This is a genomic window from Georgenia sp. G2120, from assembly GCF_055326485.1.
Genome location: NZ_JBUZNL010000003.1, coordinates 306,842 through 322,326, shown reverse-complemented (window position 1 = coordinate 322,326; position 15,485 = coordinate 306,842). Strand labels below are relative to the sequence as shown.

General features: G+C 72.7%; 12 protein-coding genes. 7 read left to right on the top strand and 5 right to left on the bottom strand.

Annotated features, from left to right (window positions below; translation table 11 throughout):
• Positions 1-7: 7 nt before the first annotated feature.
• Both pta and ACZLMO_RS05450 read left to right on the top strand, forming a co-directional pair.
• Positions 8-2,080, top strand: a complete 2,073-nt coding sequence (gene pta / locus ACZLMO_RS05455; RefSeq protein WP_463653094.1) for a phosphate acetyltransferase — start codon at positions 8-10, stop codon at positions 2,078-2,080.
• Positions 2,077-3,264, top strand: a complete 1,188-nt coding sequence (locus tag ACZLMO_RS05450; protein ID WP_463653093.1) for an acetate/propionate family kinase — start codon at positions 2,077-2,079, stop codon at positions 3,262-3,264. Before pta ends, ACZLMO_RS05450 begins: the two co-directional genes overlap by 4 nt.
• Before the next feature lie 312 nt (positions 3,265-3,576).
• Here ACZLMO_RS05450 and ACZLMO_RS05445 read toward each other — a convergent pair whose 3' ends face one another.
• Complete coding sequence (locus tag ACZLMO_RS05445; protein ID WP_463653092.1) at positions 3,577-4,971, bottom strand: class II fumarate hydratase; 1,395 nt, start codon at positions 4,969-4,971, stop codon at positions 3,577-3,579.
• 206 nt (positions 4,972-5,177) lie between these two features.
• Positions 5,178-6,302 carry a GuaB3 family IMP dehydrogenase-related protein gene (locus ACZLMO_RS05440; protein ID WP_463653091.1) on the bottom strand — a complete coding sequence of 375 codons (1,125 nt, stop codon included), beginning with the start codon at positions 6,300-6,302 and terminating at the stop codon, positions 5,178-5,180.
• A 65-nt stretch (positions 6,303-6,367) separates the two neighbouring features.
• On the opposite strand from ACZLMO_RS05440, the gene ACZLMO_RS05435 reads away from it, so the two are divergent.
• From ACZLMO_RS05435 to ACZLMO_RS05425, 3 genes are all read left to right on the top strand, one after another.
• Positions 6,368-7,084 carry an exonuclease domain-containing protein gene (locus ACZLMO_RS05435; protein ID WP_463653090.1) on the top strand — a complete coding sequence of 239 codons (717 nt, stop codon included), beginning with the start codon at positions 6,368-6,370 and terminating at the stop codon, positions 7,082-7,084.
• Between the two features lie 130 nt (positions 7,085-7,214).
• Positions 7,215-8,336, top strand: a complete 1,122-nt coding sequence (locus ACZLMO_RS05430; RefSeq protein ID WP_463653089.1) for a DNA glycosylase AlkZ-like family protein — start codon at positions 7,215-7,217, stop codon at positions 8,334-8,336.
• A gap of 306 nt (positions 8,337-8,642) precedes the next feature.
• Entirely contained in the window at positions 8,643-10,091 is a 1,449-nt protein-coding gene (locus tag ACZLMO_RS05425; RefSeq protein WP_463653088.1) for an HNH endonuclease, read from the top strand.
• A 150-nt stretch (positions 10,092-10,241) separates the two neighbouring features.
• Here ACZLMO_RS05425 and guaB read toward each other — a convergent pair whose 3' ends face one another.
• On the bottom strand, positions 10,242-11,753 hold the full coding sequence (guaB, locus tag ACZLMO_RS05420) for an IMP dehydrogenase (RefSeq protein WP_463653087.1): 1,512 nt from the start codon (positions 11,751-11,753) through the stop codon (positions 10,242-10,244).
• 4 nt (positions 11,754-11,757) lie between these two features.
• Positions 11,758-13,041, bottom strand: coding sequence for a MerR family transcriptional regulator (locus ACZLMO_RS05415; protein WP_463653086.1), 1,284 nt, complete (start codon positions 13,039-13,041; stop codon positions 11,758-11,760).
• A 213-nt stretch (positions 13,042-13,254) separates the two neighbouring features.
• Between ACZLMO_RS05415 and ACZLMO_RS05410 the strand changes: the two genes are divergently transcribed.
• On the top strand, positions 13,255-13,557 hold the full coding sequence (locus tag ACZLMO_RS05410; protein ID WP_425713531.1) for a WhiB family transcriptional regulator: 303 nt from the start codon (positions 13,255-13,257) through the stop codon (positions 13,555-13,557).
• Between the two features lie 132 nt (positions 13,558-13,689).
• Here the strand turns inward: ACZLMO_RS05410 and groES are convergent, their stop codons facing one another.
• Entirely contained in the window at positions 13,690-13,986 is a 297-nt protein-coding gene (gene groES / locus ACZLMO_RS05405; protein ID WP_425713532.1) for a co-chaperone GroES, read from the bottom strand.
• A gap of 192 nt (positions 13,987-14,178) precedes the next feature.
• Between groES and ACZLMO_RS05400 the strand changes: the two genes are divergently transcribed.
• Positions 14,179-15,438, top strand: coding sequence for a class I SAM-dependent methyltransferase (locus ACZLMO_RS05400; RefSeq protein WP_463653085.1), 1,260 nt, complete (start codon positions 14,179-14,181; stop codon positions 15,436-15,438).
• Positions 15,439-15,485: the final 47 nt, after the last annotated feature.

Genomic DNA, 15,485 nt, shown 5'->3' with positions numbered 1-15,485 from the left:
CCTGAGCATGACCCAGAGCCTGTACATCGCCTCGATCGAGGGGTTCACGGGGAAGTCGCTGGTCGCGCTCGGGGTGGTCGACCAGCTGGCACGGCGCGCGTCCCGGGTCGGCGTCTTCCGACCGCTCGTGGAGTCCCGCGAGAAGCGCGACTCCGTCCTCGAGCTGCTCCTCGAGCACGACGCGGTCGACCTCGACTTCGACGAGTGCCTGGGCGTCACCTACGACGAGTGGTTCGAGGACGAGGACGCGGCCCTGACGAGGATCGTCGAGCGGTACCGGGCGGTGGCGCGGCAGACCGACGTCGTCGTCGTGGTCGGTTCGGACTACACGGACGTGACGACGCCGACGGAGCTCGCCTCGAACGCGCGGATCGCGGCGAACCTCGGCGCGCCGGTGCTGCTCGTGGTGCTCGGCCTCGGGCGCAGCATCGACGAGATCCGGCAGGTCGTGGCCGTCGGGCAGCACGAGATCGCCCAGGGGCACGCAACGACGGTGGGGGTGGTCGTCAACCGGTGCGAGTCCGACCGGCTCGACGAGGTGCGGGCGGCCTTCGCGGACGACGAGCTCGAGACCGGCGTGCTGCCCGAGCTCCCCGTGCTCTCCGCCCCGACGGTCGACGAGGTGCGCGAGGCCCTCGGCGGGCGGCTCTACATGGGTGAGCCCGACCTGCTCGCCCGCGAGGCCGAGCACATCCTCGTCACCGGGATGAACGCCGAGCACATCATCGAGCGGCTGCGCGAGGGCACGCTCGTCATCGCGCCCGCCGACCGGGTCGACGCGGTCCTCGCCGTCATCGCCTCCCACGCCGCGGACGGGTTCCCCTCGCTGTCCGGCCTCGTCCTCAACGGAGGCCACCTGCCGAGCGAGCAGGTGCGCCAGCTGATGTCGGGGCTCGTCGACCGCCTGCCCGTCATCACGACCGAGGACGACACGTTCGAGACGGCGCTCAAGGTCTCGGGCACGCGGGGCGTGCTCTCCCGCAACACCCAGCGCAAGCTCGACCTCGCGCTCGGCATGGTCGAGCAGCACCTCGACTCCGAGAAGCTCCTCGCCCTCATCGACGTTCCCACCAGCGAGGTGGTCACCCCGCTGATGTTCGAGGCCACCTTGCTCGACCGCGCCCGCTCCGACCGGCAGCACATCGTGCTCCCCGAGGGCGACGACGACCGGATCCTGCGCGCGGCCTCGACCGTCCTGTCCCGGCAGGTCGCGGACCTGACGATCCTCGGCAAGGAGTCGGAGGTGCGGGCGAGGGCCGCCGAGCTCGGCCTCGACATCGACGCCGCGCGCGTCATCGACCCCGCCACCTCGGAGCACGTGGAGGAGTTCGCGGCCGAGTACACGCGACTGCGCGAGCACAAGGGCATGACGCTCGAGCGGGCGCGCGAGGTCATCACGGACGTCTCCTACTTCGGCACCCTCATGGTCCACCTCGGGCTCGCCGGCGGCATGGTCTCCGGCGCGGCCCACACCACGGCGCACACGATCAAGCCGTCGTTCGAGATCATCAAGACGCGTCCCGGGGTCTCGATCGTCAGCTCGGTGTTCCTCATGTGCCTGGCGGACCGCGTACTCGTCTACGGCGACTGCGCCGTCAACCCCGACCCGAACGCCGACCAGCTCGCGGACATCGCGATCAGCTCGGCGCAGACCGCCGCACAGTTCGGGGTCGAGCCGCGGATCGCCATGCTCTCCTACTCGACCGGGACGTCCGGCGCGGGCGCCGAGGTGGAGAAGGTGCGCGCCGCCACGGAGGCCGTCCGCGAGCGGGCGGCCGAGCTGAGCGTCGAGGGACCCATCCAGTACGACGCCGCCGTCGATGCCTCCGTCGCCTCGAAGAAGCTGCCCGGCAGCGAGGTCGCCGGCCGCGCCACGGTGTTCATCTTCCCGGACCTCAACACGGGCAACAACACCTACAAGGCCGTCCAACGATCTGCCGGTGCTGTCGCCGTCGGCCCGGTCCTCCAGGGCCTCAACAAGCCGGTCAACGACCTCTCACGCGGTGCGCTGGTCAGCGACATCGTCAACACCGTCGCCATCACGGCCGTCCAGGCCCAGGCGCAGAAGGAGAACGCATGAGCGGCACCGTCCTCGTCGTCAACTCGGGCTCGTCGTCGATCAAGTACCAGCTGCTCGACCCGGACTCCGGCGACGTCGTCGCCTCCGGCCTGCTCGAGCGCATCGGCGAGCCGTCGGGCCACCTGCGGCACACCGTCGACGGCGAGAAGCACGAGCGCGACCTGCCGCAGGTCGACCACACGGCGGGGCTGTCGGCGGTCCTCGCGGCCTTCGACGAGCTCGGGCCGGCCCTCGCCGACGCCGGGATCCGAGCGGTCGGCCACCGGGTCGTGCAGGGCGGCGCCGAGTTCTCCGGCCCGGTCGCGCTCGACGACGACGCAGTCAGCCGGATCGACGCCCTGTCCCCGCTGGCGCCGCTGCACAACCCCGGGAACGTCGCCGGGATCCGCGTGGCGCGCGAGCTGCTGCCCGACGTCCCGCACGTGGCCGTCTTCGACACCGCGTTCTTCGCCGACCTGCCCGAGGCGGCGGCGACCTACGCGCTCGAGAAGGAGACCGCCACGAAGTACGCGATCAAGCGGTACGGCGCGCACGGGACCTCGCACCAGTTCGTCTCCGACGCCGTCAGCACCATGCTCGGCCGCGACGACCTGCGCCAGATCGTCCTCCACCTGGGCAACGGGGCGTCGGCGTCGGCGGTCGTGGGCGGGCGCGCGGTCGACACCTCGATGGGGCTCACGCCGCTCGAGGGCCTGGTCATGGGCACGCGCACCGGCGACATGGACCCGGCGGTGGTCTTCCACCTGCGCCGGGTCGGCGGGCTCGGGGTCGACGAGATCGACGACCTGCTCAACAAGCGGTCCGGCCTCAAGGGCCTGACCGGCCACAACGACATGCGTGAGGTCCGCGAGCTGGCCGGTGCCGGCGACGCCGACGCCCGCCTCGCGCTCGACGTGTACGGGCACCGGCTGCGGAAGTACGTCGGCTCCTACGCGGCCGTCATGGGTGGGCTCGACGCGGTGACGTTCACCGCCGGCGTGGGCGAGAACGACGCGCTGATCCGCGCCGAGGTTCTCGCCCCCCTCGGCTTCCTCGGGATCGAGCTCGACGACGCCGCCAACACCGCGCGCTCGAGCGAGCCGCGCGTGATCAGCGCGCCGGGGTCGGCCGTCACCGTGCTCGTCGTGCCGACCAACGAGGAGCTGGCCATCGCGCGCCAGACGATCGAGGTCAGCGGCGCCTGAGGCTCGTCGTCGGGCCCGGTCTCCGTCGTCGAGATTGCGGTTGGTGCACGTCGAGATTGCGGTTGGTGCACGTCGAGATTGCGGTTGGTGCACGCCGAGATTGCGGTTGGGGCCCGCCGAGATTGCGGTTCGTCGTCGGGCCTGAGGTTCGTCGTCGTCGGGCATGAGGTTCGTCGTCGTCGGGCCTGAGGTCCGACAGTGGTCGAGAGTGCGGCTCAGAGATCTCTGAACCGCACTCTCGACCACGGCTCCACGAGCGACGCCCGACGACGAACACCCGGCGACCACCGACCGGCGACCACCGACCGCCGCTCAGGCCTTGTTCGGGCCCATCATCGAGCGGACGTCGAGAAGCTCGTCGAGCTGGGCCTCGGTGATCTCGCCGCGCTCGAGGTATCCGAGGTCGACGACGGCCTCACGGATCGTCAGATCGGCCTTCACCGAGTGCTTGGCGATCGCCGCGGCCGCCTCGTAACCGATGACCCGGTTGAGCGGGGTGACGATCGACGGCGACGACTCGGCGAGGCGCAGGCAGCGCTCCTCGTCGGCCTCGAGCCCGTCGACGCACCGCTCGGCGAGCACGCGCGAGACGTTGCCGAGGATCGTCATCGACTCGAGCAGGTTCTGCGCCATCACCGGCAGCATGACGAGCAGGTCGAAGTTGCCCTGGGCGCCGGCGAAGGCGATGGCCGCGTCGTTGCCGATGACCTGGGCGGCGACCATGACGGCGGCCTCGGGCAGGACCGGGTTGACCTTGCCGGGCATGATCGAGGAGCCGGGCTGGAGGTCGGGCAGGCGGAGCTCGCCGAGGCCGGTGCGGGGGCCGGAGCCGCCCCAGCGCAGGTCGTTGGCGATCTTGGTGAGCGACACGGCGGTCGCGCGCAGGGCGCCCGAGGTCTCGACGGCGGCGTCGAGGGCGGCCTGGGCCTCGAAGTGGTTGGGCGCCTCGGTCAGCGGGAGTCCGGTGTTCTCGGCGATGAGGCCGATGACGCGCGGCGCGAAGCCCTCCGGGGTGTTGATGCCGGTGCCGACAGCGGTGCCACCCAGGGGCAGCTCGGCCAGGCGCGGGAGCGTGGCCTCGATCCGGGCGATGCCGTTGCGGATCTGCTGGGCGTAGCCGGAGAACTCCTGCCCGAGCGTGATCGGGGTGGCATCCATGAGGTGGGTGCGGCCGGACTTGACGATGTCCGCGAACTCGCGCGACTTCCGCTCGAGGGACTCGGCGAGGACCGTGAGGTTCGGGACGAGCTCGCCCGTGGCCAGGCCGACGGCGGCGATGTGGATCGACGACGGGAACGTGTCGTTCGACGACTGCGACGCGTTGACGTGGTCGTTCGGGTGCACGGCGAGGCCCGAGTCCCGCGAGGCGATCGTCGCGATGACCTCGTTGGTGTTCATGTTCGAGCTCGTGCCGGAGCCGGTCTGGAACACGTCGATCGGGAACTCGGCGTCGTGCTCGCCGGCGATGACCTGCTCGGCGGCGGCGACGATCGCGGCGGAGACGTCCTCGGCGATGACACCGAGCTCGGCGTTCGCGATCGCCGCGGCGCGCTTGATCTGGCCGATGGCGTGGATGTGGTGCGGCGTGAGGGTCTTGCCCGAGATCGGGAAGTTCTCCACGGCCCGCTGCGTCTGCGCGGCGTACAGGGCGTCCGCGGGGACGCGGACCTCCCCCATGGTGTCGTGCTCGATCCGGTACTCAGTCACGTCGTCGTATCCCTTTCGCTGCGCGGGTCGCAGGCGCGTCCGCGCGCCCGTCCGGGTCCATCCTCGCACCCGGGAGAAAGGCGGGTGCCCGACGACGAGGGCGCGCCCGCGCGGTGCGCGCAGGTGATCGGCGCCGGGACGGGTGTCCTGGCGCCGCGACGGGTGTCCTGGCGCCGCGACGGGTCGATACGCGCGGGCCGCCCCGGTCAGGACGCCTGGTAAGGCGAGACGACGACCTCGACCCGCTGGAACTCCTTGACGTCGGAGTAGCCGGTCGTGGCCATGGCGCGGCGCAGGGCGCCCATGAGGTTGACGGTGCCGTCCGCGCGGTCGGACGGGCCGTGGAGGATCTCCTCGAGCGTCCCGGCGGTGCCGACCTTGACGCGCGATCCGCGCGGGAGGTCGGGGTGGTAGGCCTCGGGGCCCCAGTGCCAGCCGCGCCCGGGGGCCTCCTCGGCGCGGGCGAGCGCCGCGCCGAGCATGACGGCGTCGGCGCCGCAGGCCACGGCCTTGACGAGGTTGCCCGAGTGGCCGACCCCGCCGTCGGCGACGACGTGGACGTAACGCCCGCCGGACTCGTCGAGGTAGTCGCGGCGCGCGGCGGCGACGTCGGCGATGGCCGAGGCCATGGGCACGTGGATGCCGAGAGACTGGCGGGTCGTCGAGGCGGCGCCGCCGCCGAACCCGACGAGGACGCCCGCGGCGCCCGTCCGCATGAGGTGGAGCGCGGCGGTGTAGGTGGCAGCGCCGCCGACGAGCACGGGCACGTCGAGCTCGTAGATGAACCGCTTGAGGTTGAGGGGCTCGGCCGCGGAGGAGACGTGCTCGGCGGAGACCGTGGTGCCGCGGATGACGAACAGGTCGACGCCGGCGCTGACGACGGTGCGCCAGTGCTCCTGGGTGCGCTGCGGGCTCAGCGAGCCGGCCACGGTCACGCCCGCCGCGCGGATCTCCTGCAGGCGCGAGGTGATGAGCTCGGCCTTGATCGGCTCCGCGTAGATCTCCTTCATGCGCGTGATCGCTGTGTCGGCGTCGAGCCCCGCGATCTCCGCGTACAGGGGCTCGGGGTCCTCGTAGCGCGTCCACAGGCCCTCGAGGTCGAGGACGCCGATCCCCCCGAACCGTCCGAGCGCGACGGCCGTCGCGGGAGACATCACCGAGTCCATCGGCGCCGCGAGGACAGGGATGTCGACGTGATAGGCGTCGATCTGCCAGGCGATCGACACGTCCTCCGGGTCCCGGGTGCGACGGGAGGGGACGACCGCGACGTCGTCGAAGGAGTATGCGCGGCGGGCCCGCTTACCGCGTCCGATCTCGATCTCGATGCTCACATGTGGAGGCTACCTGCACGATGTCGGGGTGCTCTGCGACAGTGGCCGGGACGACAGGAGGATCCATGACCGGGTGGACGCAGGACGTGTGGCTGGGCTTCGACACCGAGACCACGGGGATCGATGTCGGTCACGACCGCATCGTGACGTCGGCGCTCGTCGTCCGCGAGTCGGACGGCTCGATCGGCACCTCGAGGACGTGGCTCGCCGATCCCGGCATCGAGATCCCCGAGCAGGCGACGGCGGTGCACGGCATCACCACCGAGTACGCGCGGGAGCACGGCGCGCCGCCCGAGCAGGTGCTCGAGGAGGTCGCGCAGGTGATCGCCGGGGCGCTGGGCTCCGGTGCGGTGCTCGTGGCGTTCAACGCGACCTACGACCTGTCGATCCTGCGGGCCGAGCTCGTCCGGCACGGTCTGGCCACGCTCGAGGACCGGCTCGGCCGGGACGTCTCCCCCGTGGTCGACCCTCTGGTGGTCGACCGGAAGGTCGAGCGGTTCAGGAAGGGCAAGAAGACGCTCGAGGCCATGGGCGAGGCGTACGGCGTGGCGGCGAACGACGCGGCGCACACGGCCGACGGGGACGTCGCCCACACGCTTGCCGTGCTCGAGGCGCTCACCGCCAAGCACCCCCAGGTCGCGGAGATGGCGGCGGCCGACCTGCACCGGTCGCAGGCCGCGTGGCACGCCGAGTGGGCCGAGAACTTCGAGGAGTTCCTGCGCGGCAAGGGGCGCGCCGACGCGCACATCTCCCGGGCGTGGCCGGTCGAGCCGGTGGCCTAGGGCGCGAGGACGGGACGACGGCGACGACGACGACGGCGACGGCGACGGCGACGGCGACGGCGACGGCGACGGCGACGGCGACGGCGACGGCGACGGCGACGGCGACGGCGACGGCGGGAGCCTCCCAGAGATGACTCGCGCGATCGAGCTCGACGTCCGCCAGGCACTCGCCTGGCGGCTCGACCGGCACGGACTCAGCACCGAGGGAGCGTCGGACGCCGTCGACGTCGCACGACGTGTCGTGGCCCTCCGCGGCTGGCCGGCGGATCGCGCCGACCTGGCCGTCGGCGTGCGCCTGGCGTCGCCGCGACCCGGGATGCTCCGGCCGGCGCTCGACGACGACGAGCTCGTGCTCGCCTACGCCTTCCGCGGCGGCGCATACGTCATGGAGCCTCGCGCGGCGCGTGTGCTCCTGACGGTGCGCCGGACGACGCGCGTGTGGGAGTCGGCGCGCTACCAGCGTCAGGCGGGGTTCGAGCTCGACGACTGGGCCCCCTTCAGGTCCGCGGTGCGCGACCTGCTCAGCGAGGGACCGGCGAGCCGCGACGAGATCGCCACGCACCTCGGGGGCATCCCGTCCCTCGCCCACCTCGTCCCGGCTGCCGACGGGCGCGGCTCGGACGCCCTGTACAAGCCGCTCCACTGGTGGGGCGACCTCTCGTTCGGGCCGACTCGCGACGGGCGGACGACGTTCCGGCTCGCGCCGGATTCGGGCGACGAGACCGGCATCGGGGCCGACTCCGACGCGGCGATCGACGCGGCCGGTCGCGCCGCGGTCGAGCTGTACCTCGCCGCCTACGGCCCGGCGACGGAGGCCAACCTCCTCTACTGGCTGGGAGAGGGATTGAGCGCGCCGCGCAGCCGGATCCGCCGCTGGCTGGATGCGGCGGAGGTGGTCCCGGTCACGGTGCGCGGCGTGGACTCGTGGGTGCGTCCTGCGGATCTCGACGAGATCCGCTCAGCCCGGCCGTCCGGCGTCGTGCGCCTGCTGCCGGCCCACGACTCATGGGTGCTCGGACCCGGCACCGCCGACGAGCGCATCGTCCCGACGGCGCATCGCGCCGCCGTGTCGAGGGGTGCGGACCTCGTCGTGCGCGACGGCGTCGTCGTCGGGACGTGGAGGCTCCGAGGGCACAAGGTGTCCGTCAAGTGGTTCGACGATCGCGAGGCGGCGACGGCGCACGAGGTCGGGGAGGAACTGGCGCACGCGGGTCGCGCACGGGGCGCCACGCTCACGCTCGCCGACGGTTGAGACGATCGTGGCGCCACGCCGTCCCGCGCCACGTTGCTCGAGTGTGCGCTCGCGGCGTCGCGCGCTGCGTCATCCCACGCTCCGCCGTCCGGCGCTGCGTCATCCCGCGCTCCACCCCGCGGTCTCCGCCACGCCGTCCCGCGCTCCCCCGCGCGGTTCTCGCCACGCCGTCACCACACATCCACCGGCGAAAGTCGCATCCACAGGCGCGGGATCGGCCGCTCTCGATGTCGGTCCCGGCAGGTAGCGTGGCAGTCATATCGAACACGCGTTCTATTCCGACGACGACGCGGAGGGGGGCTGGCGATGACGACGACGGAGCAGGACGAGCACGACGCCGCGCTCACCGCGACACCTCCGCCACCGCCGACCCTGGCCGACCTCCGTGTGCTGCGGGATGCGATCGGCAGGCTCGAACGCCACTCCGAGGCCGACGCGGTGGACCAGATCCGGTTCCTCGAGGAGCTCAAGGCGGCCGCGTCCGCCGGCCAGGCCGTGGCGTCGGCCGATCTCGCCGAGCGGCGCGAGGCGGACGAGGAGATGCGTGGCATTCCCGCGGACGAGCGGGGACGCGGCCTGAAGGCCGAGGTCGCACTGGCGCGCAACGACTCGCCCAGAAGGGGCGACCAGCACCTCGGGCTGGCACGCGCGCTGGTCCACGAGCTCCCCCGCACCCTCGACCTCATGTCCCAGGGGCTGGTCAGCGAGTGGCGTGCCACGATCCTCGCCCAGGAGACGGCCGGCCTCACTCCTGAGGACCGCCGAGAGGTCGACGCCGCTCTCGCTCCCGACCTGCCGGGCTGGGGCGACAAGCAGGTTCGGCGGCACGCCCGCAAGGCCGCGCAGGAGCGCGAGGAGGACGCCGCCGAGCTGCGCCGCCTGCGCGAGAAGCGCCAGCGCCACGTGAGCATCCGGCCGGCCACCGGATCGATGGCCCGCGTGACGGCCCTCCTGCCGATGACGGAGGCCGTCCGTGTCCACGCATCGCTGCTCAAGCAGGCCGCGAGCATCGTCACGGCCGGCGACGCCGACGGACGCACACCGGGCCAGATCGCCGCGGACCTGCTCGTCGAGCACGTGACCGGGACGCCGTCGAGCGCTCCACGAGACGTCGATCTCACGATCGTCATGACCGGCGAGACTCTCGCCGGCGGACGGGAGTCGGCCTGGCTGCCCGGCCAGGGGCCGCTGCCGGCACAAGCGGCGCGGGACCATGTGCGCGAGGCGGGTCGGGTCTGGTTCCGTCGTCTCTGGACCGATCCGGCCACGGGCGGCGTCGTGTCCCTGGAGTCCCAGGGTCGCACGTTCGAGGGCGGGCTCCGGCGCCTCATCCTCATGCGCGACGACCTGTGCACCGAACCCTTCTGCAATGCCCCCATCCAGCACGTCGACCACGTGATCGAGCACGCGAGGGGCGGGGCGACGAGCGCCGCCAACGGCACCGGGCTGTGCGCGGAGCACAACTACCTGAAGAACAGGCCCGGATGGCGCCACGAGGTCGACGAGGCGGGCGAGAGCGCCGAGATCCGCACGCCCACGGGGCACCGGTACCGGCGGTCGCGGTCACCGTTCCCCTACCGGCGGCCGGCCACGCCACCACCCGAGATGACCCGGGAGCGGTACGAGGCGCTCAGGCAGCGAGTGGCCGAGCGCGTCCGCCGGCCGGACGACCGACCCTCGCGGACCGACACGGGATCCTCGACAGGCGGGCCGTCGGGCGGCGACCCTCCGGATCCGGATCAGCCCGGTGACTGACCGAGCTCGTCATCCAGATCACCCGATGCCTGACCGACCTGGTCAGCGCGTGCCGGCCCGGTTGCGTTCCCGCCTGCCACACCGGCTATCTACCCGCGTGCCGGCCTACCTGCTCGCCGTTCGGCGGGACGACCGACCGGACAGCTCCGATCAGCGCGTCGAGTAGTTCGGCGCCTCGGCGATCATCCGCACGTCGTGCGGGTGCGACTCCTTGAGACCCGCCGGCGTGATGCGGATGAACTTGCCGCGCTCCTTGAGCTCCTCGGTCGTGCGCGCCCCGACGTAGAACATCGACTGGTGCAGCCCCCCGACGAGCTGGTGCGCGACGGCGGACAGCGGGCCCCGGTAGGGCACCTGCCCCTCGATGCCCTCGGGGACGATCTTGTCGTCCGTGCTGACGTCGGCCTGGAAGTACCGGTCCTTCGAGTAGGACACCCGACCGCGGGAGGCCATCGCACCGAGCGAGCCCATGCCGCGGTAGTGCTTGTACTGCTTGCCGTTGACGAACACGAGGTCGCCCGGGGACTCCTCGCAACCGGCGAGGAGCGAGCCGAGCATGACCGTGTCGGCCCCGGCGACGAGCGCCTTGGCGATGTCGCCGGAGTGCTGGAGCCCACCGTCGCCGATGACGGGGATGCCGGCCGGCCGGCAGGCCTGGACCGCCATGTGGATGGCCGTGACCTGCGGGACGCCGACTCCGGCGACCACGCGCGTCGTGCAGATCGACCCCGGCCCGACGCCGACCTTGACGGCGTCCACGCCGGCGTCGACGAGGGCCTGCGCGCCCTCACGGGTCGCCACGTTGCCGCCGATGATCTGGACGTGGGCGAAGGCCGGGTCCTTCTTCAGCTTCCGCACCATGTCGAGGAGCAGGCGGGCCTCGCCGTTCGCGGTGTCGGCCACGAGGACGTCGACACCCGCGTCCGCGAGCGCGGTCGCACGCTCCCACGCGTCGCCCCAGTAGCCGATCGCCGCGCCCACGCGCAGCCGCCCGTCGGCGTCCTTCGTCGCCTGCGGGTACTGCTCGGACTTGACGAAGTCCTTGACGGTGATGAGACCGCGGAGGTGGCCGCCGTCGTCGACGAGGGGGAGCTTCTCGATCTTGTTGTCGGCAAGGAGCTTGGCGGCGTCGTCGTTGCTGATCCCGACCGGGGCCGTCACGAGGGGCATCGGCGTCATCGCGGAGCGGACGGTGCGCGTCGCCATCTCGGCGCCGGGGACGAACCGCAGGTCGCGGTTCGTGATGATGCCGAGCAGCACGCCGTCGCCGTCGACCACGGGCAGCCCGGAGATCCGGTACTGGGCGCACAGCTCGTCGAGCTCCGCGAGCGTGGCGTCCGGGCCGATGGTCACGGGGTCCGTGATCATCCCCGACTCGGAGCGCTTGACGACCGTGACCTGCTGCGCCTGGTCCTCGATGGAGAGGTTGCGGTGGAGGATGCCCAGCCCGCCCTGTCGCGCCATCGCGATCGCCATGCGCGCCTCGGTCACCGTGTCCATCGCCGCGCTCACCAGCGGGATCCGCAGCTCGATCTCGCGCGTGAGTCGGGCGCCGGTCGTCACCTCGGAGGGAATGACGTCCGTGGCCCCCGGCAGGAGAAGCACGTCGTCATAGGTGAGTCCGACCAGCGCGAACGGGTCGTGTGCGGGGGTCTCCGTCATCCCCTCATGCTAGATCCGCGTCCTCGAGCAGCGCAGTGACCGTGGACACCGCGGACGGGAGGTCGGAGGCAAGTATCGCCTCGGGCGGAACGCGGCGCGGAAGACCGGGGCCGACGAGCACGACCTCGGGCCGGCGGTCACGTCGCGACCTCGCCAGGGCTCGCACGCTCGCGGCACGTCCGAATCCGACGACGACGGTCACCCCCGGCTCCCGGACCGTGAGGTCGGCGAGCGCCTCCGTGGGCACGCGGTGCCGACCGACCCGGCGCAGGAGGCTCGAGATCCCGCGCTCCCCCATCGCGCCGGCGAACACGTGCGCGGCGAGGACGTGCTTGGGAGTCGTGTGCACGACGACCCGCACGCGATCCTCGACGTCGTGCGCCAGGACGTCCGTGCGCACGACCTCGAGGGCGCAGCCCGTGAGCACCGTGATGCCGTCGCTGCCCGGAGCCTGCGGCTCCGCGCCGACGGCGAGCAGGTCGCAGGTCGGAGCAAGCAGCCGCATCCAGGTCGAGCTCCACCCGTGGGCGTCGACGTGCCGCGAGATCGCGAGCCGCACGTCGTTGACGTCGCCGGCCGCGGCCGCGGCGCCGAGGGACTGGACGTCGAGACTGGTTGCCGTGCTGGCGACGGGCATGACCTCGCCGTGGCCGGTCGGGCGCTGCGTGACCGCCCGAGCGGCGTCGGACGGGCTCACCCCGGAGAGCGTGAGTGCCCGCATCCGCTCCAGGCGCACGACGTCGGCCGGCCCGTATCGACGGCGGTCCCCCGCGCGGTGGTCGCTCGGCCCGAGACCGTAGCGCCGGTCCCAGCTGCGCAGCGTCGAGGTCGCGATGCCGAGCCGCTCGGCCAGCGCACCGACGGTCAGCGGCGCCTCCCCGTGCATGACGCGCGCGACGTCGAACCGGGCGCCCGAGTCCGGGCGCGTACGGCCCCGGGGCGACGCACCCGCACCCGCACCGGCATCGGCACCGGCATCGGGATCGGCATCGGCGCCGTCGTCGGCCCCGCCGGCAGGCCGCTCGTCGTCGGACGCTGCGACGTCTCGATCGACACCGTTCGACCCCGCGTCGTTGCTTTCTCCGCCGTCGAGACCTACCCGCACACGCTCGCCGGTGAGATCGCGAACAGCGTCATGTCCGTTATGGGATCCGCCCACGACGGCGGCGCCGGGCTGGACCGGCACGGACCCGTCGATGTACGTGCCGTCGATCTGCTCGACCGCGTCCGCCAGCTCACCCATGGCTCCGCCGCGCGCGACCCCGTCGGTTCCCTGGCGAGCAGCCATGCTCCATCCTCCGTCGGTCGGGCCGGGTCGGCAATCCGTAGACGTCCAACCTATGCAGATCCGGTGCACGCGCAACAGGGGACACACAGCGCCGACGACACGGTGTGCCGCCACGCACCCCCTTGCCCAACTTTCGCGCAAGCAATAACCTGTTGATGAATGGTCTGCGCCGGATCCCGGTCCGGACCACGGTGAACTTCTGAGGAGGCCCCCATGGCCGAGCTGTCCCGCCTTCCCGGCCCGCTCCTGGACGTCTGGAGCTGGCAGGCCGACGGCTCGTGCCGCCAGGTGGACCCGGAGCAGTTCTTCCACCCCGAGGGCGAACGTGGCGGGGTCCGCCGCCGGCGTGACGACGCGGCCAAGGCCATCTGCTCCCGGTGCCCCGTCATCGAGCAGTGCCGGGACCACGCCCTGACGGTTCGCGAGCCGTACGGGGTCTGGGGCGGGATGAGCGAGGACGAGCGCGCGGCGGTCTACCGCAGCGAGCGTCGGCGCGCGACACCGAAGGCGGGCTGACCAACCCGGGCCGACCAGCCAAATCCGGACCGACCCGCCGACGACCGCCCGACGCACCGAACTTCCCGCAGACACGGAAGGGCCCCGCGACCGACATGGTCGCGGGGCCCTTCGCGGTGCTGGTGACGCTGGTCAGCGGTCGACCACCGCGAGCAGGTCGCGGGCCGACAGCACGAGGTACTCCTCGCCCGCGTACTTGACCTCGGTGCCGCCGTACTTGCTGTAGAGCACGACGTCGCCCACGGCGACGTCCATCGGCACGCGCTGGCCGTTGTCGTCGACACGGCCGGGGCCGACCGCGACGACGGTGCCCTCCTGGGGCTTCTCCTTGGCGGTGTCCGGGATGACGAGACCGGACGCGGTGGTCTGCTCGGCCTCGAGGGTCTGGACGACCACGCGGTCCTCGAGCGGCTTGATGGAGACCGACACTGCGGACCTCCCCTTCCTACGTATGGAATGGATCTCTGACTGTCGTCCTCAGCCTCGCTCCCGCCGTCGCGGGGGTCGGGCGCGTGGTGAGTCCGTCAGTGCCCAGACTAGGTCGCCGGTTAGCACTCGCGCAATCAGAGTGCCAACCGTGAGCGGGCGTCGGCCGGCGGCACCCTCTGCGACCATGACCGGATGGAGCTCGAGACCGCACGCACCCTCGCCTCGACCGAGGGCCGCGCGATGCTCGCGGCGCTGCCGCCCTACTCCGCGGCGACCGCCGACCACATGAACTCACGGCTGCGCGCCCACGGCATGGCCCCCGACCTCGCCGCCGCCGCCCTCACCCAGCTCGCCCTGCGCGCCGAGGCCGCCGACCGCCTCGGCCCCGTCGCCGACCTCCTGCTCCTCACGCGCACCGGCCTCGAGCAGGCGACCCGCACCGTCGTCGCCGCGCACCACGCGCACCGCTTCCGCCGCGCCGGTGTCGGTCTCGTCGCGGACCTCGGCTGCGGGCTCGGCCTGGACTCGCTCGCGATCGCGGGCCTCGGCACGCCGGTCGTCGCCGTCGAGCGGGACCCCGTCACCGCGACGTTCGCCCGGGCGAACCTCGAGCCCTTCGACGGCGCCGAGGTCCGCGAGGGGGACGCCCTCGAGATCGACCTGCCCGACGTCGGCGCGGACGCCCTGTGGGCCGACCCCGCCCGGCGCGACGCGGCCGGTCGTCGCCTGACGGACCCCGAGAGCTGGGGACCGCCGCTGTCCGCCGTCGTCGCCCGCGCCCGGTCCGTGCGCGCGGCCGGCATCAAGGTCGCACCCGGTATCGACCTCGACCACGTCCCCGACGACGCGCACGCGCAGTGGGTGTCCGTCGACCGCGAGGTGGTCGAGGCCGCCCTGTGGTTCGGCGACGCAGCCCCGGAGGGCCCCGGCCGTTCCGCCCTCGTGCTGACCGACGAGCAGCCGCACCTGCTCGCACCCGAGGAGGGCGGGCCCCGGCCCCCGTCCGCCCCGCACGAGGAGGCGCCGGTCGCGCCGCTCGGGGCCTACCTGCACGAGCCCGACGGCGCCGTCATCCGCGCCGGTCTCGTCGCCGAGCTCGGCCGCCGGCTCGGAGCAGGCGTCGTCTCCGAGCGGATCGCGTACCTCACCTCCGACGAGCACGCCGGTTCCCCGTTCGCCCGCTCCTACCGGGTCCTCGAGCAGGTCGGCGCCGGCGCGAAGGGCCTGGCCCGCGCCCTTGCGGCCCGCGAGATCGGGGATCTGACCATCAAGCAGCGCGGCTCCGGGATCAAGGTCGAGGACGTCCGCCGTCGGCTGCGCCTCACGGGCCCGAACCGGGCGACCCTCGTCCTCACGCGCGCGCAGGGCCGCCACGTGGCGCTCCTGGTCGAGCCGGTCGGGGCCGGCGCCGCGCCGGACGCCACCGGCGCCGCATCGACCGACGCGGTCTGAGACCCCCGGCGTCATCACCGTCCCGCGCTGACACGATCCGGGACGGC

Coding starts and splice junctions, on each gene's coding strand:
- ACZLMO_RS05415 (WP_463653086.1), bottom strand. CDS start 13,041: ATGGCTGCTCGCCAGGGAACCGACGGGGTCGCGCGCGGCGGAGCCATG.
- ACZLMO_RS05410 (WP_425713531.1), top strand. CDS start 13,255: ATGGCCGAGCTGTCCCGCCTTCCCGGCCCGCTCCTGGACGTCTGGAGC.
- guaB (WP_463653087.1), bottom strand. CDS start 11,753: ATGACGGAGACCCCCGCACACGACCCGTTCGCGCTGGTCGGACTCACC.
- ACZLMO_RS05450 (WP_463653093.1), top strand. CDS start 2,077: ATGAGCGGCACCGTCCTCGTCGTCAACTCGGGCTCGTCGTCGATCAAG.
- ACZLMO_RS05430 (WP_463653089.1), top strand. CDS start 7,215: ATGACTCGCGCGATCGAGCTCGACGTCCGCCAGGCACTCGCCTGGCGG.
- ACZLMO_RS05435 (WP_463653090.1), top strand. CDS start 6,368: ATGACCGGGTGGACGCAGGACGTGTGGCTGGGCTTCGACACCGAGACC.
- ACZLMO_RS05400 (WP_463653085.1), top strand. CDS start 14,179: ATGGAGCTCGAGACCGCACGCACCCTCGCCTCGACCGAGGGCCGCGCG.
- ACZLMO_RS05425 (WP_463653088.1), top strand. CDS start 8,643: ATGACGACGACGGAGCAGGACGAGCACGACGCCGCGCTCACCGCGACA.
- pta (WP_463653094.1), top strand. CDS start 8: ATGACCCAGAGCCTGTACATCGCCTCGATCGAGGGGTTCACGGGGAAG.